Source organism: Phyllobacterium sp. 01N428 (assembly GCF_056399405.1).
The window spans coordinates 1273624-1299081 of sequence record NZ_JBFTRH010000001.1; the positions used below are offsets into that span (position 1 = coordinate 1273624).

19 protein-coding genes are annotated in these 25458 nt (G+C 58.6%); 14 read left to right on the forward strand and 5 right to left on the reverse strand.

Translation table 11 applies throughout. The features are described from left to right. Positions 1–46: 46 nt before the first annotated feature. Positions 47–733 carry an HAD family hydrolase gene (locus AC1DNI_RS06275; protein ID WP_027230058.1) on the reverse strand — a complete coding sequence of 229 codons (687 nt, stop codon included), beginning with the start codon at positions 731–733 and terminating at the stop codon, positions 47–49. Positions 734–1262: 529 nt separating this feature from the next. Here AC1DNI_RS06275 and AC1DNI_RS06280 point away from each other — a divergent pair. The 3 genes from AC1DNI_RS06280 (at position 1263) to AC1DNI_RS06290 (ending at position 3329) form a co-directional block, all read left to right on the forward strand. Further along, on the forward strand, positions 1263–1517 hold the full coding sequence (locus tag AC1DNI_RS06280; RefSeq protein ID WP_477691204.1) for a hypothetical protein: 255 nt from the start codon (positions 1263–1265) through the stop codon (positions 1515–1517). A 76-nt stretch (positions 1518–1593) separates the two neighbouring features. Then, entirely contained in the window at positions 1594–2040 is a 447-nt protein-coding gene (locus AC1DNI_RS06285; RefSeq protein ID WP_477691205.1) for a hypothetical protein, read from the forward strand. A gap of 155 nt (positions 2041–2195) precedes the next feature. Then, on the forward strand, positions 2196–3329 hold the full coding sequence (locus tag AC1DNI_RS06290; RefSeq protein WP_027230057.1) for a site-specific DNA-methyltransferase: 1134 nt from the start codon (positions 2196–2198) through the stop codon (positions 3327–3329). 82 nt (positions 3330–3411) lie between these two features. On the opposite strand, the gene AC1DNI_RS06295 is transcribed toward AC1DNI_RS06290, so the two are convergent. Next, complete coding sequence (locus AC1DNI_RS06295; RefSeq protein WP_477691206.1) at positions 3412–4023, reverse strand: HAD family hydrolase; 612 nt, start codon at positions 4021–4023, stop codon at positions 3412–3414. Continuing rightward, the gene (mutY, locus tag AC1DNI_RS06300; protein WP_477691207.1) at positions 4020–5099 is read right to left on the reverse strand and encodes an A/G-specific adenine glycosylase; all 1080 of its coding nucleotides are present in this window, start codon (positions 5097–5099) and stop codon (positions 4020–4022) included. Before mutY ends, AC1DNI_RS06295 begins: the two co-directional genes overlap by 4 nt. Before the next feature lie 82 nt (positions 5100–5181). On the opposite strand from mutY, the gene AC1DNI_RS06305 reads away from it, so the two are divergent. The 7 genes from AC1DNI_RS06305 (at position 5182) to AC1DNI_RS06335 (ending at position 16027) form a co-directional block, all read left to right on the forward strand. After that, positions 5182–6498 (forward strand): O-antigen ligase family protein, encoded by a 1317-nt coding sequence (locus AC1DNI_RS06305; RefSeq protein ID WP_477691208.1) that lies wholly within the window; start codon positions 5182–5184, stop codon positions 6496–6498. A 34-nt stretch (positions 6499–6532) separates the two neighbouring features. Beyond that, a complete protein-coding gene (locus AC1DNI_RS06310; RefSeq protein WP_477691209.1) occupies positions 6533–7507 on the forward strand; it encodes an SDR family NAD(P)-dependent oxidoreductase in 975 nt (324 codons plus the stop codon). Positions 7508–7525: 18 nt separating this feature from the next. Next, entirely contained in the window at positions 7526–8026 is a 501-nt protein-coding gene (locus AC1DNI_RS06315) for a DUF721 domain-containing protein (protein ID WP_477691210.1), read from the forward strand. 127 nt (positions 8027–8153) lie between these two features. Beyond that, positions 8154–8849 (forward strand): DsbA family protein, encoded by a 696-nt coding sequence (locus AC1DNI_RS06320; RefSeq protein ID WP_477691211.1) that lies wholly within the window; start codon positions 8154–8156, stop codon positions 8847–8849. 81 nt (positions 8850–8930) lie between these two features. Then, positions 8931–12389, forward strand: a complete 3459-nt coding sequence (locus AC1DNI_RS06325; protein ID WP_477691212.1) for a chromosome segregation SMC family protein — start codon at positions 8931–8933, stop codon at positions 12387–12389. A 147-nt stretch (positions 12390–12536) separates the two neighbouring features. Further along, on the forward strand, positions 12537–15203 hold the full coding sequence (ppdK, locus tag AC1DNI_RS06330; protein ID WP_477691213.1) for a pyruvate, phosphate dikinase: 2667 nt from the start codon (positions 12537–12539) through the stop codon (positions 15201–15203). 71 nt (positions 15204–15274) lie between these two features. Next, positions 15275–16027: a polysaccharide deacetylase family protein gene (locus tag AC1DNI_RS06335; RefSeq protein WP_477691491.1), complete on the forward strand. Its 753-nt coding sequence runs from the start codon at positions 15275–15277 to the stop codon at positions 16025–16027. Positions 16028–16076: 49 nt separating this feature from the next. On the opposite strand, the gene AC1DNI_RS06340 is transcribed toward AC1DNI_RS06335, so the two are convergent. Both AC1DNI_RS06340 and AC1DNI_RS06345 read right to left on the reverse strand, forming a co-directional pair. Beyond that, positions 16077–17474 carry an aminotransferase gene (locus AC1DNI_RS06340; RefSeq protein WP_477691214.1) on the reverse strand — a complete coding sequence of 466 codons (1398 nt, stop codon included), beginning with the start codon at positions 17472–17474 and terminating at the stop codon, positions 16077–16079. A gap of 80 nt (positions 17475–17554) precedes the next feature. Continuing rightward, the gene (locus AC1DNI_RS06345; RefSeq protein WP_477691215.1) at positions 17555–17896 is read right to left on the reverse strand and encodes a hypothetical protein; all 342 of its coding nucleotides are present in this window, start codon (positions 17894–17896) and stop codon (positions 17555–17557) included. A 362-nt stretch (positions 17897–18258) separates the two neighbouring features. On the opposite strand from AC1DNI_RS06345, the gene AC1DNI_RS06350 reads away from it, so the two are divergent. The 4 genes from AC1DNI_RS06350 to AC1DNI_RS06365 all read left to right on the forward strand — a co-directional run bounded on the left by AC1DNI_RS06350 (position 18259) and on the right by AC1DNI_RS06365 (position 25451). Next, complete coding sequence (locus AC1DNI_RS06350) at positions 18259–19749, forward strand: hypothetical protein (RefSeq protein WP_477691216.1); 1491 nt, start codon at positions 18259–18261, stop codon at positions 19747–19749. 86 nt (positions 19750–19835) lie between these two features. After that, a complete protein-coding gene (locus AC1DNI_RS06355) occupies positions 19836–22100 on the forward strand; it encodes an alkaline phosphatase family protein (RefSeq protein ID WP_477691217.1) in 2265 nt (754 codons plus the stop codon). A gap of 97 nt (positions 22101–22197) precedes the next feature. Next, positions 22198–24465, forward strand: coding sequence for a phosphocholine-specific phospholipase C (locus tag AC1DNI_RS06360; RefSeq protein ID WP_477691218.1), 2268 nt, complete (start codon positions 22198–22200; stop codon positions 24463–24465). A 185-nt stretch (positions 24466–24650) separates the two neighbouring features. Next, a complete protein-coding gene (locus AC1DNI_RS06365) occupies positions 24651–25451 on the forward strand; it encodes a DUF1499 domain-containing protein (protein WP_477691219.1) in 801 nt (266 codons plus the stop codon). The last annotated feature ends 7 nt before the right edge of the window (positions 25452–25458 follow it).

Genomic DNA, 25458 nt, shown 5'->3' on the forward strand with positions numbered 1-25458 from the left:
ACGGCCGGTGGAAATACCGGCCGTCTTCTTTTTGACTGAAGCCAGATCAAACGGCTTCCGACCACACCGACATGGCTTCGATCACGGCCGGCAGATCGCGATGGCGGCTGATGACTGTTTCAGCGCCGGCATCCGTCAATTTGTCTGCATGACCCGGATAGGTGTGGGCGCCGCCGGTAAAGCCGATGACCCGCATGCCGGCTGCCCGGGCCGCGTGAACACCATGTGTCGAGTCTTCGATTACGATCGCCCGCGCTGGATCGACGTTGAAATGCCGCGCCGCAAAGAGATAGACGTCCGGCGCCGGCTTCGGCTTTTGCGATCCGACCTCACGCGCCGAAAAGATGTGCGGCGCAAACAGATCATAGAGCGTGCTCTGCTCCAGCATCATCTTCAGCGAGGAACTGATCGAGTTCGAGGCGATGCATTTCGGATATTTCAGCGCGGCAACGACCTGCTCGACGCCGTCGATGACGTTGAGCTCGTTGCGCAGCTTATAATCCATCTGCTTGGCGGATTCTTCGATCAACTGCGCGGAAATTGGAATTCCTGCTTCCTTCTCGACTTGAAGCAGGATGTCGGTCCAGGTCAGGCCGGCAAAGCGCTCGGCAATGTCTTCGGGTTCGATCGGATAGCCTGCATCGGTCAGAAGCTTGGACTCGACCTGTGCGGCAAGGAATTCGGAATCGACGAGCACGCCATCGCAGTCGAAAATAATGAGCTGTGGTTCCATTAAATCATACCTGTTCGTGAAAATAGCGCTGCCATCGTGCAGCATTTCGGTCGCTTGGGGGATTTACCGGCATCGACTACACGCTAATTGGCCGGGCGTCAAAGAAAAGCGGGCTATGGCGATGTGGGTGGCAAGGCGGGTAAGCCCGGCAAGGACCTTTATGATGATTGTCCTGCCGGCTTTTCACCGGCCGAAGAGGACCCAAAGAACAGAACAACAACAACGACGATAAAGTCCCAGGCAGTGACAAAGATATCATTACACAAGAGGTCTGGACCAACAGCGGCGACAACCACTCGACATGCGAACTCATCCAGAAGTTTGATCGGCCGCTGCGCGACAAACCATACTATTTCGACATACCGAATGCCGAGGGCGTCAAGCAACGGTTCTGGTTTGGCTTGAAAACCTAGAGTTGCAATCTGGCGAAAATGGCAGTAATTACAAATAGATACTTCTAAAGGTGTGTATCGCGAAGTTGTTCGAAATGTTAAGTATTACCTACCCTTAATCATCGAAAGCAATCAGAATGAATAATGATCCCAATCACCCCGATTACTTCTATCCACACACGGACTGCAGGGTCAGCCCGGCTGAACTCGCACCCTTCGCCCTCTTTGGCGTCGCCGTGATTATCTTTGGCGCGATCAACGCTCTCGTCAAATGGACGCTGCATGTCGTCGCTCACCCGGCCGAGCGCCCCCTGGAAACAGGCCTCGTTGTAGTCGCGGCGCTCGTTGCCGCTTACTCGCATGGCGGGCGGTGCGCATGGCTTTTCTCATGACGCGGGCGCTTTGTTTTCTGACCTACGATACCGCTCGCAAAGGTTTGCAATTTTTTCAACGAACGAGGCATATTCCATGACTTTTTACCGAACCTTGACGGCTGTGTTCGTTTCGGCAGTACTGATCGCGCCCCCCGCCTATGCTGCGGACGGATACAAGTTCCAGCTCAAACTCACGACCGAAAATGCAGCGCGCGATCCTGACGGGATTTGGGAAAGCTCGTATTTCACCAAGTCTGGCGATCCAGAAACGCTACCTAATATTTACACTGCTCGCCTGACAACGCCTGCGGGCGAATGGTTGCTTACGCAACTTGATAGCCAATGCACGATCCAGAGCGATTGCGCTGTCGTTCTCGTCTTGAAGCGGCCGAGCGGCGAGGTTCTCGAACTCGCTACGGGGAGCGTCATCATGGGCGGCTCTGCGGTCCTGTCCCAAAACTATAAGCTGCTCCACACCGAGGAAATAAACGACGAAGTGCAGGCGTTCACCGGCACCTATAAAGTGGCTCCCTTCAAATGAAGGCTCGCCCGCCTTTGCGCTCCGTCACGCCCCAGAAAGGTTGCGGGGTTCAATGCACCGAACAGTTTCCCGCATAACGCCGGCTCTTAACGCGAAATTTACCGCGTCCGGTAACCATGAGGCTCTGTAATGCGTCCCCAGTAGTCGAGTACCCCATGTCCGTTGTTCGTCTCGTGAATGAACTGCCCCAGGCAGCGCCGCAATCCTCCTGGCTCGATACAATTTTGAAGGGCGACTGTGTGGCCGCCCTCAACCGGCTGCCGGATCATTCCGTCGATATCATCTTTGCCGACCCGCCCTACAATTTGCAGCTCGACGGTGATCTGCATCGTCCCGACCAGTCGAAGGTCGATGCGGTCGATGACCACTGGGACCAGTTCGAAAGCTTTCAGGCCTATGATGCCTTTACCCGTGCCTGGCTGCTGGCGTGCCGACGCGTTCTCAAGCCCAACGGCACGATCTGGGTCATCGGCTCCTATCACAATATTTTCCGCGTCGGCTCGATGATGCAGGATCTTGGCTTCTGGATGCTCAACGACATCATCTGGCGCAAGAACAATCCCATGCCGAACTTTCGCGGCCGCCGCTTCCAGAATGCGCATGAAACCATGATCTGGGCATCGCGCGACCAGAAGTCCAAGGGCTACACATTTAACTATGAGGCGATGAAGGCTGCCAATGACGACCTGCAGATGCGGTCGGACTGGCTGTTTCCCATTTGTACCGGTGCGGAGCGTCTGAAGGATGAGAATGGCGACAAGATCCACCCAACGCAGAAGCCAGAAGCCCTGCTTGCCCGCATTCTCATGGCATCGTCAAAACCCGGCGACGTCATTCTCGATCCCTTCTTCGGTTCGGGAACCACTGGCGCGGTGGCAAAGCGCCTCGGGCGACATTTCGTCGGCATCGAGCGCGAGCAGAAATATATCGATGCTGCGACGGCTCGCATCGCTGCCGTGGAGCCGCTGGCTGGGGCTGAACTCACGGTCATGACCGGCAAGCGCGCCGAGCCGCGCGTCGCCTTTGGCAGTATTGTCGAGTCAGGCCTGTTGAAGCCCGGCGCCATTCTCAGCGATGCGCGGCGCCGTCACGCGGCCATCATCAGGGCCGACGGCACCGTCACGGCAGGTGGCGATGCCGGCTCCATCCACCGGATGGGTGCAAAGGCGCAAGGGCTCGATGCCTGCAACGGCTGGACTTTCTGGCACTATGAAGATGCAGGCGTTCTCAAGCCGATCGACGAGTTGCGAAAGCAGGTGCGAAGCGGCATGACGACAGCCGGAGGCTGACGTTCCGATCGGACGCGGACCTCCAGTGCCGTTCTGATCCGAAACGCTCAGGCCTCATGCCTGGGCGTTTCGTCTTTGGCAGTCAGACGCGGATACCGAGATTATTGAGGTCCGCCTTCAGGGCCTCTGGACCGGTGAATTGCACGGACTGCCAGCCAGCCTTCTGTGCCCCCGCGACATTCCTGGCGCTGTCGTCGATGAACAGTGTTACAGCTGGATCAAGGTCGAAGGCCGCGACATGGTGATCATAGATGGCCTTGTCCGGCTTGATCAGTCCGATATCGCCTGAAACGGTTACGCCGCGGCTCTCGGTCAAGAACGGAAAGCGCTCCCAGGCCTCGCGCAGCGTGTCGGACGCGAAATTGGTCAGCATGGTGACGTCATGGCCGTCAGCGATGAGCTGGCGCAGGATCGCGACGCTGCCATCGATCGAATGGGTGATCATCATGTGCCAGTTCTTGCGAAAGGAGCGGATGTGATCTTCCCGGTCGGGGAAGTCCGCAATCAGCAGGGCCTCGGCATCGGCCCATTTGCGGCCGCGGTCCTGTTCGATGTTCCATTCATGCGTGCAGATATTGTCAAAGAACCATTTCCGCTCGGCGGCGTCCGGAATGAGTTCCCGAAAAGCGGCATCGGGCTCGTAGTGGATGAGAACCTGGCCAATGTCGAAAACGATATGCTTGACGGGTGTCATACGTCCTTACCTCTTTTTGCAAAAGCGTGGGGGATGGCTGCTGCAATGACTTTTTTCATGACCGTAGGCAACGCCTCGGCTGAAAGTTTTTCGATTTTTACCCACCAACCGTCAAGGTTTTGCATTGCAGGGATATTGCCTGCCTTGAAGACGGCAAGGCGCAACTCGAAATGTGTGAAGATGTGCGTGATGTTGCCGGCAGCAATCCAGTCGGCCGCAAATGGCGCGCTGGCGATATCCGTCGCGCCGTCCTGACGCGCTGTCCAGGCTGTGGTGGGCACCTCGGCCATCCCGCCAAGTAAACCGGTTTCGGTGCGGCTGCGCAGCAAAACTTCGTTGTCCGCAGAGATGGCAACAAACGCCGCCCCAAGGCGGATCGGCCTTTCCTTCTTGGCCGCCTTGACGGGATAAAGCTCCGGATCGCTCGTTTGCAGGGCTTCGCAGCCCTCCTTCACGGGGCAGACAAAACAGGCCGGCCGCTTCGGCGTGCAAATTGTCGCACCGAGATCCATCATGGCCTGCGCGAAATCGCCGGGACGTTCGTCAGGGGTGAGCGCCTGCATGCGGGCGCGGACTTCGGGCTTGGCGGCGGGAAAAGGGGTGTCGATTGCGTAAAGGCGGCTGATAACACGCTCCACATTGCCATCGACGACCGCGACAGGCCTGTTGAACGCGATGGAGGCAATCGCCGCGGCCGTGTAGTCCCCGATCCCCGGCAATGACTTCAACCCGTTGATATCAGAAGGGAACGCTCCGCCGTGATCGGCGCACACGGTATCGGCGCACTTCTTCAGATTGCGCGCCCGCGAATAATAGCCAAGCCCCGCCCAGGCGCGCAGGACGGCATCCTGGCTGGCAGCGGCAAGGTCCTTCACGGTCGGCCACTTTTCGACAAAGGCGTTGAAATAGGGCTTCACGGCCTCGACCGTCGTCTGCTGCAACATGATCTCGGACAGCCAGATGCGGTAGGGATCCACAGCTTTCCCGGCCTTCTGCTCGCGCGGCGAAATGCGCCATGGTAGAATCCGGTGGTGAGAATCATACCAATCGAGCAGGTTGGCGGTTATTGGTTGCATCAATCTCAAACTGCGCTACACGGGGCCAACGGTTCATACAGAACCGCTGCGAGTACAAGAACAAAAATATTCGGAATCATGAATGTTTCCAGATCAGTTGACCAAGCCCTTGATGCTCCCCGCCAGGGGACATTTTATTGGAATCGATCGCAATAATCGCATTTTCACATTTCTCTTCGCGCTTTTCCCGGGCCTTTTGGCAAGCGGGACGTCAGTTACGCTCGTCCTGGCCTTCATATGGGCAGTTATCTCGCTGGCGTTCAAGCGCTTCCCCTTCAAACTGACACCGACTGAAAAACGCGTCGCCTGGTGCGTCACTTTCTATATCGCCGTTACGGTCGTGTCGGTCGTCCTCCATCCCAATGCGAAAGCCGGCCTCACCTACATCCTGAAAATGATCCCGTTCCTCGCCGTTTGGGCGGTACTTCCGCGGCTTCATGCGGGCGTTTCCGGCCGCCTCGTGCCCTTCCTGATCACCGGCGCGGGCATCGGCATGATCGGAGCACTCGCCTACAGCCTCGTCCAGATAGCTTTTTTTGCCACGCGCGCTGAAGCCGGCGCCGGCAATGCTGCCGTCTTTGGACTGTTTGCTGTGCTCTTCGGCAGTGTCTCGCTCCTCAACGCCCACTCAAATAGCAGGACTGAGCGTGTGATTGCGATCCTGGGATTTGCCTGCGGAATGGCCTGCGCTTTTCTTTCGGGGACAAGATCGGCCTGGCTGGTCATGCCGGTACACTTTGCCATCCTCTACTGGTACTTGCGCGGCCAGTCGTTGCCGTCGCTTACCAATGCGGCGAAGGTTGTGGGAACCGTCCTCATCGTGGCGGTCATTTCCGTCGCGTCAATCAAGGTAACCGAGCGCTACCATGCGCTCGAAAGCGATATCACCCACCTTGACCAGCCGCAGGAGAACATCAACTCGCTGAAGGCCCGCCTTATGCTCTGGTCGGCCGGCGCTGAGGTATTCCTGCAGTCGCCGCTTCTCGGCGAGGGGCCGCAGAACAGAATGTCCTCGGTCAACGCGGTGTTGAATCTGCCGCCTGAAAAGCAGATGACCTTTACCCATGTTCACAACGGACTTTTGAACGCTGCGGTTGACGGCGGCATTCTCGGCGTCCTCGGTGTCCTGGCGCTCCTTGCTACCCCTATCATTGGCGCGCGCCAGAAGGAGCCGGGGCCGGGCCGCGATCTTGCGACGGCAATCGCGTTGCTCTTGCTGTCGAGCTACATCATAACCGGCATGTTAGGGATCATGTTCGGCCACGATGCCACGGACGCTGTATTCATCTATCTGACCATCTTGATCTGCTGGATGCCGGGCAATGCACCATTTCTTTCGATCCCCCAGGTTGCCCAACACGCCGAGGCGGACGTTGCGGCGCTGAGCGCGAGGGCATGAATTTGGGCAGGTCGCAAAGGGAAACGGGAGAACGATGAAGGCCATCGTCACAGGAGCCGCCGGCTTTATCGGCTTTCACGTTGCAAGAAGGCTCGCAACCGAAGGCGTCGAGATTGTCGCGATCGACAATGTCAATGACTACTATCCGGTAGCGCTCAAGGAAACGCGGCTTTCGGCTCTTGATGGACATGCTGGCATCCGCTTCGTGCGTGCCAACATTGCCAATGCCGGCGAGCTCGCCGCTGCGATCGGCGAGGATACCGATGCCGATGTCATCGTTCACCTGGCCGCGCAGGCGGGGGTTCGCTATTCGGTCGAAAATCCTGCTGCCTATGTCGACGCGAACGTCCATGGTCAGGTCACGGTCTTCGAACAGGCCCTGCGAATGAAAAAGCGACCGCCCATCGTCTATGCGAGTTCGTCTTCGGTCTACGGGACCAACAGCAAAGTGCCGTTTTCCGAGAGCGATCCCGTCGATAATCCGGTATCCGTCTATGCGGCGACCAAACGTTCCGGCGAGCTCCTGGCCCATTCTTACCGGCATGTGCACAAGATTGCGTCCACCGGACTGCGTTTCTTCACCGTTTACGGCCCCTACGGCCGCCCTGACATGGCGCCTTGGTTGTTTACGGATGCGATCCTAAAGGGAGAGCCGATAAAGGTTTACAACCACGGCAAGATGGAACGGGATTTCACCTTCATCGACGATATCGTCAATGGCGTCGTTGGCGCAATGAACCGCATCCTGACCAATCCTGAAGCAACGGCCCCGGTCTATAATCTCGGCAACAACAAGCCCGTCGCCCTAATGCGCTTTATCGAGATTATCGAAAAGGCATGCGGCCGCGAAGCCACCAAGGAATTTGCGCCCATGCCGCCCGCCGATGTGCCGCGCACCTATGCCGATATCGACCTTGCGGCACGCGATCTCGGGTTTTCTCCCTCGACTTCGTTGGAAGAAGGCATACCTTTGTTCGTAGAGTGGTTCCGCGGCTACAATGGCCGGTGACATGATGGCGACGATCCGATGAACGATAGCCAACAGCGGAAAGGATTCCGGCCCTTGGCCGATCCCGCCGCGGGCATCCTCGATCCTGTGTTGCGCAAACGGGCCGGGATCACGATCGAACTCGTCCAGGCGTGGGACGAAGTCGTCGGCTCGAGCCTTGGCGGATTATCCCGTCCGCTGAAACTCATCTGGCCCCGGCGCGGCCGCGAGGATGATCCGTTTCAACCGGCCACCTTGGTGATTGCTTGCCAGGGATTCACCGCGATGCGCGTTCAGCATGAGACCGGGGAAATCATTAGCCGTGTCAATGCCTTCCTGGGCTTTGCTGCGGTCGGGCGCATCAAGATCGAGCAAAAGCCGGTCGCGCTGCCCGTCGTGAAAAAGCGTTCCTTGCCGCCCCTCGACGCAGAGACCTCGCGCAAGATCAGCCACGCTGTCGAGCCTATCGAGGATGACGGATTGCGCGAGGCACTCGAGCGGCTTGGAAACAGCATCCATGCGGAGCGTAAGGGGCGCTGAGCTGCCACCAACGGACCTTGATCCTTCACGAAAAATTCAAAGACAGATCGCTGTCTCTGCCTTAAAGAGACTGCCATGGGGCTCTAACGAGTCAGTAGACAGATCAACACCGGAGACAGGTGAACTTATGACTGAATTCTTCACCCGCAGAAACGTACTGGCGCTTGCCGCAGCCTCGACGGCCGCAATTGCTCTTGCATCCGGCCAGGCATGGGCCCAGGAAGCAGCAAAGCCTGCGGATGGCACAGCGCCGGTGAAAGCCCCCGAGCCGGCGGGCAAGATCGATGAAGCCAAGCTCATGGCGCCAGGCACCTTGAAGGATATCGTGATGGGCAAGGCCGACGCGCCTGTCACCATCGTCGAATATGCGTCGATGACCTGCCCGCACTGCGCGCATTTCGCCACGACGACCCTGCCGACGATCAAGGAAAAATACATCGACACCGGCAAGGCGAAGCTCATCCTTCGCGAATTCCCGTTTGATCCGCGTGCCGCAGCCGCCTTCATGCTTGCACGGTGCGCGCCGGAAGATCGCTATTATCCGATGGTCGAAGTCCTCTTCGCACAGCAGGAACAATGGGCGGGCGCAGCAAATGCAGAAGAACCTTTGCTGCAAATCTCCAAATTGGCCGGTTTTACACAGGAGTCGTTCAAGGCTTGCTTGACGAACCAAAAACTTCTGGATGATGTGAATGCTGCGCGTGAGCGCGGAGCCAATGAATTCGGAGTAAATGCAACTCCGACTTTCTTTATCAATGGCTCGAAATACTCGGGAGCCCTTTCGGTTGACGAAATGTCGGCGATCATCGACGGCCTGCTCTAATACCTGCGATACAGTTGTCGGCGGGTGCTTCGGCGCGCCCGCCGTTTGCATTCGGGCGCCGGGTGACGGGAAGGGCTGCTGATGCGCTTCACCAAACTCCGTCTCCTCGGCTTCAAATCCTTCGTCGAGCCAGCTGAATTCGTCATCGAAGGCGGGCTGACTGGCGTTGTCGGCCCCAATGGCTGCGGCAAATCCAACCTTGTCGAAGCGCTGCGCTGGGTAATGGGCGAGAATTCCTACAAGAACATGCGCGCATCCGGCATGGATGACGTGATATTTTCCGGGTCGGGAACGCGCCCATCGCGCAATACGGCCGAAGTGACGCTCTTTCTCGACAATCAGGATCGCACTGCCCCGTCTGCATTCAACAATGCCGATGAACTGCAGGTATCGCGCCGCATCGAACGCGAGGCAGGGTCCGTCTACCGCATCAACGGCAAGGATGCCCGTGCCAAGGATGTGCAATTGCTGTTTGCCGACCAGTCCACGGGCGCACGCTCTCCCTCCATGGTCGGACAGGGCCGCATCGGCGAGCTTATTCAGGCAAAGCCCCAAGCGCGGCGTGCATTGCTCGAAGAAGCTGCGGGCATTTCTGGCCTGCACACGCGCCGGCATGAGGCGGAGCTGAGGCTGCGCGCGGCCGAGCAGAATCTCGAGCGGCTTGAAGACGTTGTCGGCGAACTCGAAACCCAGATCGAAAGCCTGCGCCGGCAATCGCGTCAGGCAAACCGTTTCAAGAGCCTTTCCGCCGATATCCGCCGTTCCGAAGCGATCCTGTTGCATCTGAAGTGGGCGGTCGCCAAGGCCCATGAAGGCGAAGCGCAGTCGGCGCTGTCGGTGGCGACATCAGGCGTCGGCGAGCAGGCTCAACTGCAGATGAATGCCGCCAAGGAACAGGCCATCGGCGCCCACAAGCTGCCGGACCTGCGTGAGGCGGAGGCCAAAGCCGCCGCGGTCCTGCAGCGCCTTACCATCGCCCGCGCACAACTCAACGAAGAGGCAGAGCGCATCCGCGCCCGCCAGGGTGAACTTGAAAAGCGACTTGTGCAGTTTACGGCGGACATTGCCCGCGAAGAGCAGATGGTGCGCGACAATGCTGACGTTCTCGCCCGGCTCGAGGCAGAAGAACAGGCGCTTCACGAAGAAAATGCCGGCGCCGGCGAACGCGAGATTGCGACACGCGCCGAATTCGAACGCGCCGATGCGAAGCTGAAGGAAAGTGAGGCTGCGCTTACCAAGCTTACGGCCGAACGCGCCGAAGCATCCGCCGAACGGGCGCAGATCGAGCGCAACATGCGAGATAGCGCTGAACGCCGCGACCGGCTGGTGCGCCAGCTTGGCGATGTCGAACGCGATCTCGCCAGTGTGATCGGCGAGATCTCTGCCCTGGCTGACCCAGTCGAAAAGCAGGGTTTGGTTGAAGCCGCCGAAGCTGAGTTGGCGCAGGCCGAAGAGTCCGCGATCATTGCCGAAACTGCCGTCGAAGATGCGCGCCAGCGAGAAGCCGAACTGCGGCAACCCTTGCAGGAGACGCGTGCTGAGCTTGGCCGTATCGAAACCGAGGCGCATACGCTTGCCAGGATGATCAACGCGGGAGGCACGGATCTTTTCCCGCCGGTTGTCGAATCGATCAAGGTGGACAAAGGGTACGAAGTTGCGCTCGGTGCCGCGCTCGGGGAGGATCTCGACGCACCGACCGATCATGGTGCGCCCGTATTCTGGGGCGACGTCGACAATGCGGGCGGTGATCCGGATCTTCCGTCCGGCGTCCGGTCCCTCTCGGAGTTTGTCCGCGCCCCACGGCAATTGGCACGCAGTCTGGCGCAGATTGGCGTCGTCGATGAAGCCGATGGCGCCCGGCTGCAATCGTCGCTGCAGGCCGGGCAGCGCCTAGTCAGCCGCTCCGGTGCGCTATGGCGCTGGGATGGCTATACCGCAAGGGCCGATGCCCCAACGCCGGCGGCGCAGCGGCTTGCCCAGAAGAACCGGCTGGCGGAACTCGATCTCGAAGTTGTGGCGGCAACGAAACGGTTGCGCGAGGCGGAAGCCGCGATTGCCGGCGCGGAAGCCAATGTCCGTCAATTGGTTGATGCCGAACGTGGAGCCCGCGAGCGGGTCCGCGGCACGCAACGCGCAGTGAGCGACGCACGCGAGGCGCTGGCAGCGGCCGAGCGGGCGGCGGGCCAACTGTCGAGCCGCCGTGCAGCGCTCGAAGAGGGCAAGACACGGCTCGCCGAAACGCTCGAAGAAGCGCACGAACAGTATGTGGACGCCGAAACGAGGCTGGCCCATGCGATTGACCTGCAGGACCTCGATTTGCGTCTCGCCCACCTGACGAGCGAGGTAACGCAGGACCGCGCCGGACTGTCGGAAGCGCGCGCCATTCATGACGGGCTGCGCCGCGAGGCGGACAATCGCCTGCGCCGGCTAGAAGCCATTGCATTTGAGCGCAAGAGCTGGATCGGGCGCGCCGACAACGCCGACCGCCAGATCAAATCGCTGATCGAACGGCGCCTCGAAACCGAGCGCGAATCCGAGCAACTGGCGGATGCGCCGGAGGAAATAGAGGATCGCAACCGTACTTTGCTGTCGCAGCTTTCCGAGGCCGACCTGCTTCGCCGCGATGCCGCAGACCGGCTTGCCGTGGCCGAAAACCGCCAGCATGAACTCGACCGGGCCGCAACCGAAGCCATTCAGGCGCTGGCGACAGCGCGTGAGGGCAGGGCGCGCGCCGAAGAACGCCTCGCGGCAGCGCAGGAGCGGCGCAAGGATACCGAAGCGCGCATCACTGAGGCCCTTCACTGCGCGCCGCACGAAGCCATGAAGCTGACAGGTCTTGGACCCAATGATCCGCTGCCGGATGTGGACGCCACCGAACGCAATCTTGAGCGGTTGAAGATCGAGCGCGAACGGCTCGGTGCAGTCAACCTGCGCGCCGAGGAAGAGCAGGAGGAACTTTCCGCCCGCCTCGAAGCGATCGTCAGCGAGCGCGAGGACATCATCGAGGCCGTCAAGAAACTGCGCCAGGCCATCCAGAGCCTCAACCGCGAAGGCCGCGAGCGCTTGCTTGCGGCGTTCGAGGTGGTGAACGTCCAGTTCCAGCGCCTGTTCACCCATCTCTTCGGCGGTGGCACGGCGGAACTGCAACTGATCGAATCCGACGATCCGCTTGAGGCGGGGCTCGAGATCCTTGCGCGGCCGCCAGGAAAGAAACCGCAGACCATGACGCTGCTCTCCGGCGGCGAACAGGCGCTGACGGCCATGGCGCTGATCTTCGCCGTGTTCCTCACCAATCCGGCACCGATCTGCGTGCTCGACGAAGTCGATGCACCGCTCGACGATCACAATGTCGAGCGCTTCTGCAATTTGATGGACGAGATGGCTTCCTCCACGGATACGCGGTTCGTGGTCATTACCCACAACCCCATCACCATGGCGCGGATGAACCGGCTGTTCGGCGTCACCATGGGCGAGCAGGGTGTTAGCCAGCTTGTTTCCGTCGATCTCCAGACCGCGGAGCAATTGCGCGAAGCAAGCTGACTTCCATCCGCTGAAATGACAAAGCTTTTCAAAGCTTAATGCTGTTTTACTCTGCTAATCGATTTGAATGGTGCAATGCAGCATTTTTCTGTGGTGCTTGACGGATCGATCGCGTAGACCTCTCTTGTGCCAAGGGAGGCTGCTAGAATGAAATGGGTCTACACGTTCGGTGACGGCAAGGCAGAGGGTTCTGCCAATGATCGAAATCTCCTGGGAGGCAAAGGCGCCAATCTCGCCGAGATGTGCGCGCTGGGCCTGCCAGTCCCTCCGGGCTTTACGATTACCACCGATGTGTGCAGCTGGTTCTACGAGAACGGCCGCAAATACCCTGAAGCGCTCGCAGCCGACGTCAAGAAGTCGCTGGAGCATATTGCTGCAGTGACCGGCCGAACCTTCGGTGACAAGGCAAAGCCGCTTCTCGTTTCGGTGCGCTCAGGTTCACGAGCATCGATGCCCGGGATGATGGATACGGTCCTCAATCTCGGCCTGAATGACGAAACCGTGGAAGCAATCGCTGAGGAATCGGGCGATCCCCGTTTCGCCTATGATAGCTATCGCCGCTTCATCCAGATGTATTCCGATGTCGTCATGGGCCTCGACCACTCGGTTTTCGAGGAAATCCTCGAAGACACCAAGGCCAATCTTGGCCACGAGGTCGATACGGCGCTCAGTGCCGACGATTGGAAAAATATCATCGAGCTCTACAAGGAAAAGATCGAGGAAGAGCTGGAAAAACCATTCCCGCAGGATCCCGAGGAGCAACTTTGGGGCGCGATCGGCGCCGTATTTTCGAGCTGGATGAACACGCGCGCGATTACCTATCGCCGCCTGCACGGCATTCCGGAAAACTGGGGCACCGCCGTGAACATCCAGGCGATGGTCTTCGGCAATATGGGCGATCGCTCGGCGACAGGCGTCGCCTTTACGCGCAACCCATCAACCGGCGAAAAGAAGCTTTATGGTGAGTTCCTGGTCAATGCCCAGGGCGAGGATGTCGTTGCCGGCATTCGCACGCCGCAGAACATCACCGAAGATGCGCGGATCGCCGCCGGTTCCGACAAGCCGTCGCTCGAGAAAGTCATGCCCCAGGCTTTTGCCGAGTTCTGCGCCGTCTCGGACCGGCTTGAGAAGCATTATACCGACATGCAGGATCTCGAATTCACCATCGAGGACGGCAAATTGTGGATGCTGCAGACGCGGGCCGGCAAGCGCACGGCCAAGGCTGCGCTGAGGATTGCCGTCGACATGGCGAACGAGGGGCTGATTACCCGCGAGGAAGCCGTGTTGCGCATCGATCCGGCTTCGCTCGACCAGTTGCTGCACCCGACCATCGATCCGAAAGCCAAGCGCGACGTGATCGGGACCGGCCTGCCTGCATCTCCGGGCGCTGCCACGGGTGAACTTGTCTTCTCCTCTGAAGACGCCGAACAGGCGAAGGCCGAAGGCCGCAAGGTCATTCTCGTGCGTATCGAGACGAGCCCGGAAGACATCCATGGCATGCATGCGGCAGAAGGCATCCTGACGACGCGCGGCGGCATGACCAGCCACGCGGCTGTGGTTGCGCGCGGCATGGGCAAGCCTTGCGTCTCCGGCGCTGGTTCGTTGCGGGTCGACTACCGCAATGAGACGCTGCTCGCCATGGGCGTCGTTTTGAAGAAAGGCGACATCATCACCGTCGATGGCGGCGCGGGGCAGGTGCTGAAGGGCTCCGTGCCGATGCTGCAGCCGGAGCTATCTGGCGATTTCGGGCAGATCATGGAATGGGCCGACAAGACGCGGCGCATGAAGGTGCGCGCCAATGCCGAAACCCCGACCGATGCGCGCACGGCGCGCTCCTTCGGCGCCGAGGGCATCGGCCTTTGCCGCACCGAACACATGTTCTTCGAGGGCGAGCGTATCGTCGCCATGCGTGAGATGATCCTCGCGGACAACGAAAAGGGCCGCAGGATCGCGCTCGAAAAGCTGCTGCCGATGCAGCGATCGGATTTCGTCGAATTGTTCGAGATCATGAACGGTCTGCCGGTGACGATCCGTCTGCTCGACCCGCCCTTGCATGAATTCCTGCCGAAGACCGAGGAAGAAATTGCCGAGGTTGCGGCTGCGATGAATGTCAGCGCCGACAAATTGCGCGAGCGCACTGACAGTTTGCACGAATTCAACCCTATGCTCGGCCACCGGGGCTGCCGCCTCGCAATTTCCTATCCGGAGATCGCGGAAATGCAGGCGCGTGCCATTTTCGAGGCAGCCGTTGCCGCAGCCAAGTCGACCGGTGCGCCGGTTGAGCCGGAAATCATGGTCCCGCTGGTCGGGCTTCGGGCGGAACTCGATTTCGTCAAGGCGCGCATTGATGCGGTTGCTGCGGACGTGATGAAGGAAGCCGATATCAAGATCAATTACCTCGTCGGCACCATGATCGAATTGCCGCGCGCCGCCGTGCGGGCGCATTCGATCGCGGAGGTCGCCGAGTTCTTCTCCTTCGGTACCAATGATTTGACCCAGACCACGTTCGGCATCTCGCGCGATGATGCGTCCTCCTTCCTGACGACGTACCAGGCGAAGGGCATCATAGAGCAGGATCCGTTCGTCTCGATCGACGTTGACGGTGTCGGCGAACTCGTCCGCATCGCCGTGGAAAAGGGCAGGGCGACACGCCCGGGCATCAAGCTCGGCATTTGCGGCGAACATGGCGGCGATCCGGCCTCGATCAAGTTCTGCGACGAAACCGGGCTCGACTATGTGTCCTGTTCGCCGTTCCGTGTACCCATCGCTCGGCTGGCAGCGGCGCAGGCATCGGCAAAGCCAAAGAAAGGCTGAGCGGTTCTGCCTTAAATCCGCTCGGTTTGCTTGGCCTATCTGCGCGCGAGATTCCTCCAAGAACGGCGAATATCGTGCGCAAAGCCTTGCCAGCCCTTACCGCCCTCCTGCTGGCGCTGCCCATGGCGAATGCCGTGGCTGGCGACAAGCCGCATTTCGTTGAGCCGAAACTCTACATTGCGAAGGGCGGGCACGCCGCGCCGCAAGTCGCCCTGACTTTAGATGCCTGCGCCGGCCAAACCGACATGCGCATCCTTAATGCCCTTGTGGACAATCGCATTCCGGCGACGATCTTCGTTACTGGTCGTTGGCTCAAGCGCAATCCGGAAGCCGTCGCAATCCTGCAGGCACATCGCGATCTGTTCGAACTCGAAAACCATGGCCTCAACCACGTACCGGCGATCGACAACCAGCCGGAGATGTTCGGGCTGAAGACGGCAGGCTCTAGGGAAGCGATCCAGGCCGAGATCGCAGGCGGAGCGCTCGCCATGGAGGCATCGTCCAAGGTGAAGCCCGTATGGTATCGCGATGCAACGGCTCGCTACAGCGACGACGCGATCGCACTGGTCCATTCGATGGGCTATCGCGTCGCGGGCTATTCGCTCAACGCCGATATGGGTGCATCGTTGATGTCGGCCCAGGTTGAAAAGCGTATCGCCGGAGCCAAGGATGGCGATGTCATCATCGCCCACATCAACCAGCCGTCGCGGGTTGCCGGTGCCGGCGTCGTCAAGGGCGTCCTTGCCCTCAAGCAAAAAGGCTTTCATTTCGTTCGCCTCGAAGACGTGACGGAGAGCGAAAAGCCGGTGCAGTCGGGCGTCTAAAAAAAACGGCCGCGCAAGGCGGCCATTTTCATTTCTGTGAATCCTCTGATCAGGCAGCAGCGCGCAGGCTGTTGCTGGATACATGCGCTTCCGTATCCGCGAGCGCGAGCTCGAAGCGATTGAAGAGCTCGTTGAGCTCGGCCTCGGTGATGATCATCGGCGGGCAGAATGCGATGGAATCGCCGATGGCGCGCAAGACGGCGCCGTGACCCTCCAGGAAACGCGCGAGTTGCGCCGCAACCCCGTGCGCCGGATCGAACGAGCGTTTGGTTGCCTTGTCGGCGACGAGTTCGACGGCGCCCATCAGGCCGCAATTGCGCACATCGCCAACGAGCGGATGATCCTTCACCTTGGCAAGCCGCGCTTCGAAGGTTGGCGTCAGGCGGCGGACCTCCTCGACGATATTGCGGCGCTGGTAAATCTCGATCGCCTTGACGCCGAGCGCGCAACCGACGGGATGGCCGCCATAGGTGAAGCCATGGCCGAACGTGCCGAGCTGGGCGCTGTGATCGACATAGGCCTGGTAGACGTCTTCGGGCACCAGTACGGCGCCGAGCGGCGAATAGGCGGCGGTAAGCTGTTTGGCAGCCGAGATCGTGGTCGGCGTCATTCCGACGCTCTGGCTCCCCCACCAGTTGCCGGTGCGACCGAAACCGTTGATCACCTCGTCGGAGATGATGAGGATGTCGTGCTCGCGCAGGACGGGTTCAATCGCCGCGAAGTAGTTCGCCGGCGGCACGATGACCCCGCCCGCGCCCATGACCGGCTCGGCGATGAAGGCAGCAATCGTCTCCGGACCCTCGCGCTCGATCATGTCCTTCAACGATTGTGCGAGGCGCGCGACGAACTCCGCTTCGCTCTCGCCTTCAAGCCCGAAACGATAATAATGCGGGCAATCGGTGTGCAGGATGCCGGGTACCGGCAAGTCCCAACCCTTGTGGTTTCCCGGAAGTCCGGTAAGCGAAGCCGACATGACTGTAACGCCGTGATAGGCTTTGACGCGCGAGATGATCTTCTTCTTGTTCGGCCGGCCAAGCGTATTGTTGTAATACCAGGCAAGCTTGACCTGCGTATCGTTGGCCTCCGAACCCGACGACGTATAGAACACCTTCGAGATCGGCACGGGCGCCAGTTCCTTGAGCTTTTCAGCGAGCTCGATGGCAGGCTCCATGCCCTTGCCGCCGAAGAGGTGATAATAGGGCAGCGTGCGCATCTGCTCGGTTGCCGCCTCGATCATTTCCTCGTCGCCGAAGCCGAGCCCAGCGCACCAAAGCCCCGACATGCCCTCGATATATTCCTTGCCCTGCGTATCGTAGAGATAGACGCCCTTGCCATGGCCCATGACGAGCGGGCCCGTCTCCTGGAGTTTGTGGATGGGGGTATAGGGATGCAGGATTGCGTTGACGTCACGCTGCTGGACATTGGTGAGGGGACGGCTGTTCGCCATTTCGGACTCCGGCTTGAAGAGGAAGCTTCAATCTTAGCGAGTGTTGTCGGCAAGCGAAAGGCGAAGCGCGCGAAAAGGCGCTAGGACCGCAGGCCTTTCATGACAGCGGCGAAATCCGGCCCAAGCTTGTCGAAAAGCGTCGTCTGGTCCTGTTCGGGCGTGACGCTGAGCGTGGTCCCGTCCTTGCCGAGCATGATAAAAACGGTCTGGTCCGTGGTGCCGTCGGAAATCGAGATGGCGCCAATGCGTTGCTCGTCGCTATCTTCGGGAGCCCGGATGTTGAAGATCACTTCGCCATTGACGAGTTCCGCGGCCTTTTGCAGCGCGCCTTCGAATCCGTCTGCCACAATATCCTGCGCGCCGAGCGCAAGCTCGATCTCGACAACCTCCAGTGATACCGGTTTTTCAACGTCTGGCATCATGCCCCAGCCTCATTCTCTATCTATTTATTTTTATTACTTAACTGGCCCGCCGGCTGCCGCTTTTTCCACGACGTGGATGCAACCCAAATCACCACCGCGATGATGTCAGCAGAGCGACGAGCCATCCACTCACGAAATGTAAACGCGCTAAACGTGCGGTCGGTCGTGCGGCAAGATGATGCAGGTTCCGGAATGTCGGGGCTTGTCATCCAGCTATTACATTTGCCCCGTATTCGCTACATCAATTCAAATTCTGGATGCGTGCTTTCTCATGTAGGAGGTTGTGCGCTCCCTTTTTAAGAAATTAATTTTCGCAGCGATCTGGCAGTTAGTTGGCCGGCTATTTATTTGGAGAAATTATTTTGAAGAACAACCTTTTGGCTCTCATTCCGCTCGTCCTCATTTCTGCCTGCGATGGCTCGGATTCGTCGCAACCGACACCCAATTCCGTTGCGCAATCGACATTCGATGCCCAGTCCGTAGAACTGGAAAGCACCAAGAAGGAGAACGCGGAACTCAAGAAGACGATTGAAGCAGTAAGCAGCGAGAAAGCTTCTATCACGACCACATTTCAAACTGTCGCGGCCGACAAGGACAAGCTTGCTGCCGAGCTGAAACAAGTCTCGGCTGAGAAGGAAAGCATTTCCACGCAGCTATCGCAGATGGTTGCCGACAAGGACAAGATCGCCGCCGAACGCGACCAGAAGCTCAAGGACATTGAGACCGATCTGGCGAAGATTGCTGTACTCGACAAAGCCGTCGTGGAGAAGACCACGGAATTGGCGGCCCTCGAAAGCGAGCTTGCCACGACCACCGGCGACAAAGCGGTCCTGACCCAAAAGCTTGAACAGGTCGGCACGGATCTGACCGCCATGACGGCGAATCGCGACGAACTCCAAAAGAGCTTCGATGATGCGACGACCGAAAAGGCCGCTCTTGGCGAGCAGCTTGAAAAGGCAGGCACGGATCTGACCGCCATGACCACCAAGCGCGACGATCTGCAAAAGAGTTTCGACGACGCGACGAACGAGAAAGCCGCCCTTGAGAAGCAACTTGAGACGGCTGGCGCGGACCTGACGGCGATGACCGCCAAGCGCGATGATCTGCAAAAGAGCTTCGACGACGCGACGACTGAAAAGGGAGAACTGGCCGAGCAGCTAGAACAGGCCGCCACGGACCTGACGGCGATGACCGCCAAGCGCGACGATCTGCAAAAGAGCTTCGATGATGCGACGACAGAAAAAGCCGCTCTAGGCAAGCAACTTGAGACGGCTGGCACGGACCTGGCGGCGATGACCGCCAAGCGCGATGATCTGCAAAAGAGCTTCGATCAGGCGACGTCCGAAAAGGGAGAACTGGCCAAGCAGCTTGAGCAGTCCGGCAAGGACCTGACCGCCATGACCACCAAGCGCGACGATCTGCAAAAGAGCTTCGATGATGCGACGACAGACAAAGCCGCTCTCGGCAAGCAACTTGAGACGGCTGGCACAGATCTGACGGCGATGACCGCCAAGCGCGACGAACTGCAAAAGAGCTTCGATCAGGCGACGACGGAAAAGGGAGAACTGGCCAAACAGCTTGAGCAGTCCGGCAAGGACCTGACCGCTATGACCACCAAGCGGGACGACCTGCAAAAGCAAAGCGATCAGGCGCAAGCCCAGATCGACAGTCAGAAGACCGAAATCGCCAAGAAGGAAGCAGATATCAAGGCTGTGCAGACCGAGCGCGACGCAGCGCTTGCCGCCAAGGAGAAGGCGATCAAGGAACGTGACGCTTCCAACGACAAGCTTCTGAAGATCGCCAAGAGCGTTTGCCAGGAGTCTACAAGCCGCTCGTCGCCTGATCGGCTTTAGCCTCTATCGACCGACGGTTTTAATGACGGACAACGATTTGTCATCCGCTCCCGGGATTAATGAATTCATTTAAGAGGACTTTATTTATGCAACGACGTGATTTTATCAAGTTGCTCGGCCAGGCCGGAACAAGCCTCGTAGCTTACACAGCCTGTTCCACCTATATGGAACAGGCTCTCGCCGGCTCAAGTTCGACAATCGACGAACTGCTCGCCGCAAGTGGCGAATGCCAGCACCATTCACTCGCCGACATCGAGCACATCGTTTTCCTTATGCAGGAGAATCGCTCCTTCGATCACTATTTCGGTACGCTTCGGGGCGTTCGCGGCTTCGGCGATCCTCGCCCCCAAAAGCTAATCAATGGCAAGACCGTGTGGGAGCAATCGACTGATGCAAAACCCTACCGTGTGCCGAAGAAGGTCGGCTATGAGACGCCGATCCTCTCCGAAACCATCGCGCCGGACAATGTTGGCAGCGTCTACCTCCAGGATCCTCCTCACAACTTCTCAGATGGACTGATGGCTTGGAACTTTGGCGCCATGGATAGTTGGGTCGAGGAGAAGCACCTCATTACGATGGCCCACTATGTCGAGAAGGATATTCCGCTTTATTTCAAGCTTGCCAAGTCCTTCACGCTTTGTGACGCGTATTTCTGTTCGCACAATGGCGGGACCGATACGAACCGGGCCTATTTCTTCACCGGTGCCTGTATGGGTAAGACCGGGAACAACTACTTCAGTTTCAGCACCGAGTTACATGAATGGTTGACCTTTCCCGAGCGGCTTGAAGGACTGGGCGTCAGCTGGAAGTTCTATCAGGACGGTCTGACCTGGACGATGGATCCCTTTACGGGCAACTACGGCGACAACACGCTTGACCACTTCGAACGGTACAAGGACACGACATCCCCCCTCTACGAGAAGAACCAGGTTGTGAACTCCGTTCTGCGGACAAAAGCGGATGAGCTATCCCAATTCGAAACAGATATCGCCAGCGGCCAACTTCCAGCTGTCTCCTGGATCGTTGCGCCTGAGGCATTCAGCGAGCATCCGCACTTTCCACCGCATTTCGGCGAATACTACGTCCACGAAATCTTGCGCGCCTTCGCGGCTAACAAGGAGGTTTGGAAGAAAACGCTCTTTATCATCACTTACGACGAAAATGGCGGTTTCTTTGACCATGTGTTGCCGCCAGTACCAGCAGTGGGGATGTTGGGGGGTAAGATATCCGCTGGAATAGGTTTCGACACGGTCGGAACTATCAACTCCGAGGTATCGATCGACAAAATGACCTTCGACGGGGAAGTGTCCGAAGTTCCTATCGGCATGGGACATCGGGTACCGACGCTGGTTATTTCGCCCTGGAGTGTCGGCGGCCGCGTGTGCTCCGAAACATTCGATCATACATCGCCGATCCGCCTGCTTGAGAAGTGGATGGTCGCGCGGGGCTTGGTGACGACGGACAATGCTGCCTTTCCGAATATATCCATGTGGCGCCGCGAAATCGCTGGCGACATGACGAGCACGCTCGATTTCAAAACGCCCACGGCTGCCGGTCTGGACAGTATCGTCAGTGCCTCCGAGCCGGCACGTATTATATCTGAAACGGACAAGGACGAAGTGCCTCGGTTCACCTTTTGGGCTCCTGCCGGCTACTACCCTCAGCCCGACGACATTACTGCTGATCCTGACAGCGCCAAGCCTGTTGCTTCGAAACAGGATGCGCAACGCTGCGAAATCCTCCCCCTGAACTACGACTTCACCGTTTTGCCGGCGGCGGACGCGACCGGCATCACGCTGAAGTTCAGCAACAAGGGTCCGCTCGGCGTTGCCTTCACTGTAATCCCCTACGAATCGGCCGCCAAACCGCACTTCTACAGCCTCGAGAAAGCGGCGCAGCCCACAAAGCCCATAATCGAGCTAACGGACAGGTACGAGATCAGTTCTCCGTCGGGCGACTACAGTTACGCGATACACGGACCAAACGGGAGCTTTCATGAATTCAAAGGGAATGTTCGCGATCCCTTGCAGCAATTGACGGCGGAAATCGCCGACGTGAAATCGAAGGCGGATGCAGCAACAATCGAGTTTACCTTTGGCAAGTGGAACCCGAATGGCAAGCTTACGATGGTCAATGCTTACACCGGCGAGACCAAGGCCATCGGCGACGGCACGACAACCGTTGAAACGGCTACCGCGGACGGTTGGTACGACGTTGCATTCTTCGACAGCGGCACCTATCTGCGCCGCTACGCCGGACATCTCGAGAACGGCAAGATCGGCAAAAGCGATCCCGCTATCGGCCTGCAATATGACGAAAAGGAAAGGGTCTACAGGCCGCTCGTCGCCTGATCGGCTTTAGCCCGCATCGACTGACTATTTTAAATGCCGGGTGACGGTTTCGTCATCCGGTCACTGGATTAATGCATTCATTTAAGAGGACTTATTTATGCAACGACGTGATTTTATCAAGTTGCTCGGCCTTGCCGGCACCAGCGCTGCCGCTTACGCGGCGTGCTCAGCCTATATGGGGGAGGCACTCGCACAGTCGGCTTCAACGATCGATGAACTTCTGACGGTGGAAGGTGAGTGCAAGGAGGGCTCGCTCGCCGATATTGAGCATATCGTTTTCCTGATGCAGGAAAACCGGTCCTTCGATCACTATTTCGGCACGCTGCGCGGCGTGCGCGGTTTTGGCGACCCGCGTCCATTGAAATTGAGGAACGGCAAAACCGTCTGGCAGCAATCGGCGTCCCCGCCTAATAAGCCTGATCCGGTCACGGGGATCGTGCCGGATTCGACGCCTTATCGCATGTTCAAAGATGCACGCGCTCTACCACTTATGGAGCCCGTGGACCCCTTGAGCGTTGGGGGTACCTACATCGACGATCCAAAGCACAGGTTTGCCGATAGCCTCGGCGCCTGGAACGGTGGTTTTATGGACCAATGGATCGAGAACAAAAAAATCGTCACCATGTCCCACTACACGGAAACCGATATTCCGCTGTACTTCAAGCTGGCACGGGCCTTTACGCTTTGTGATGCCTATCACTGCGCCCACAATGGCGGCACCGACGCCAATCGCAGCATATTCTTTACCGGGTCGTGTAAGGGCAGAACGGAGAACGACTATTTCAACAAGGCCAATGTTGCCGATCGTGCGTTGCTGCTCTGGAAAAGCTATCCGGAGAAATTGGAAGACCTGAAGGTAAGCTGGAAATTCTACCAGGAGGGTCTGGGCCTAGATACGTTCACCGGCAATTACAGTGACAATATTCTCGACTCCTTCGTACAGTTCCAGGACAATACCACCGAAATCTTCAAGAAGAATCAGTCGGTCAATCCAGTTCTGCGAACCAACGCCGATGTACCATCGCAATTTGAGCAGGACGTAAGAGACAACAAGCTTCCGGCGGTTTCATGGATCGTTGCGCCCGAGGCGTTCACCGAACATCCGCACTTCCCGCCCCATTTCGGCGAGTATTACGTGCATGAGATCCTGCGTGCCTTCACAACGAACAAGGAAGTGTGGAAGAAAACGCTGTTCATCATCAACTACGATGAGAATGGCGGGTTCTTTGACCATGTCGTACAACCGGTTCCACCCATCGACCCCGCCAACGGGAAAACCACGCCCGGTATAGTGTTTGATGTTCCTGGCACCGTTAATTCTGAATCTTCGATCCAATCCAAAAACCCCATAGGCATGGGGGCTCGCGTTCCCGCATTGATCATTTCGCCCTGGAGCACGGGCGGCCGCGTCAATTCGGAGGTGTTCGATCACACTTCGGCCATCCGTTTTCTTGATAAATGGCTCGTTGCTCGCGGCCTTCAAAAGCCGGACGCGCCAGCCTTCGAGAATCTGTCGTCGTGGCGGCTGGCAATCGCAGGTGATCTTACCAGCACGCTGGATTTCAAACGGTCGGAAACAACTGCCCTTGAGCAGGTTGTTCCAGCGGCGACTGCAGCCCGGATCATAACCAGCGCAGAAAAAAAGAAAATACCCGTTGGATTGTTTATGGGGGCTTCAGCTAACGTCGGTCATATGCTGGCTGATCCTCTTCACGCGAAAACTGCGCTCAAACAAGACCGGGCACGTTGCGAAAAATTGCCCATCGCTTATGACTTCCATGCAATCACGGCAGTCGAATCGAAATCCGTGAGGTTGACATTCAGGAACCAGGGGCCGCTCGGTGCGGCGTTTACCGTCATTCCGTATGCCACCAAGGACAGTGCAAAACTCTACAGCGTTGAAGGAACCAAGAACGATGGCTTGCGAAGCGAGCTTTCGGATGTCCTGACAGCAACGAGCACGGATGGCCTGTATTTCTATGCCGTCCATGGTCCGAATGGTTATCTTCTTGAGCTGCGCGGTAACGTGCAGACTGCGACGCAACAGTTGATCGCCGAAATCGTCGATATCAAGTCGAAGGCCGATGCCGCGCAGATCGAGTTCAGCTTCGGCAAGTGGAACCCGAACGGCAAGCTCACCATGATAAATGCCTATACGGGTGAGACCAGGTCCATCGGCGAGGGAACGACCGCTGTGGAAACTGCAACGGCGGACGGCTGGTACGACGTGGCCTTCTTCGATGATGGCACTTATCTGCGTCGTTACGCGGGCCGGCTCGAAAATGGCAGGATCGGCAAGAGCGATCCCGCCATCGGCAGGCAGTATGACGAGGCAACGCGCGTCTACAAGGACTACGCCGTCTAAGCTGATCGCGAACAATTATAACTCTTCCGTCCCGGCTGGAGCGTTGGGGCGGGAGAGCTCAGGAACGGCAAGTGAATGGATCGATGATGCCGGCATCTAAAGCACGTGATTTGTCACGCGCGCTTGCCTCCTGTCGATTATGCGATTAGCTCTTGGCGAGACGTTTCGTGCATCGCCGGGATTCCATGCGCCATCATTTTCGCCGCCGCCAGTCGATTTCAGCCAAGTGGTCGGTGCGCGTCGCTTTTCTGGCCGCGATCCTCTTCGTTCTGTCCGGGCTCGGGCATCGCTTCGAGCGCATCGAGACGCCGGAATTTCTCTGGCTGCTTGCGGTCGTCGCCGGGCTGGCGCTGCTTGCATTGCTTTTGAGCTTCAAGGGCTTCACCAGCCTTTGGCGCCGGGGCGACCGCGGCGGACCGAGTGCGTTCTGGGGTGGGATCATCGCGCTCATCGTTCTGGCGCCCTTCGCAATGACCCTCTACCAGGCACTGACGCTGCCGACACTCTACGACGTTTCCACCGATATAGCCGACCCGCCTGAGCTTTTCGCCGCCGGCCAGCGCAGCGAGCGGATGAACCCGCTCGTCAATGATGAGGAAAGCCGGGGACTGCAATCGAGCGCCTATCCGCAGGTCACGGGCCGCCGCTATGACGGTTCGCCGGATCGGATCCTGACGGCGGTGAATACCGTTATCTCCAACAAGGGATGGACGGTGCTGAGCCAGAAGGGCGAACCCGGCGACGACGAGGAAATCCTTCTCGAAGTCGTGGCCCGCACCTGGCTGCTCGGCTTTACCAGCGACGTCGTTATCCGCCTCACCGACGAAGGCGAGACTACCTATGTCGACATGCGCTCCGTCTCCCGCTACGGCATTCATGATCTTGGCGAGAATGCCGACCGCATCACGGCGTTCATGACGGCGCTCGACACGGAGGTGCAGGGCACCCAGCCCGACGAGGAAACCACGCAGCCGGAGCAGCCCTAGCCGATCG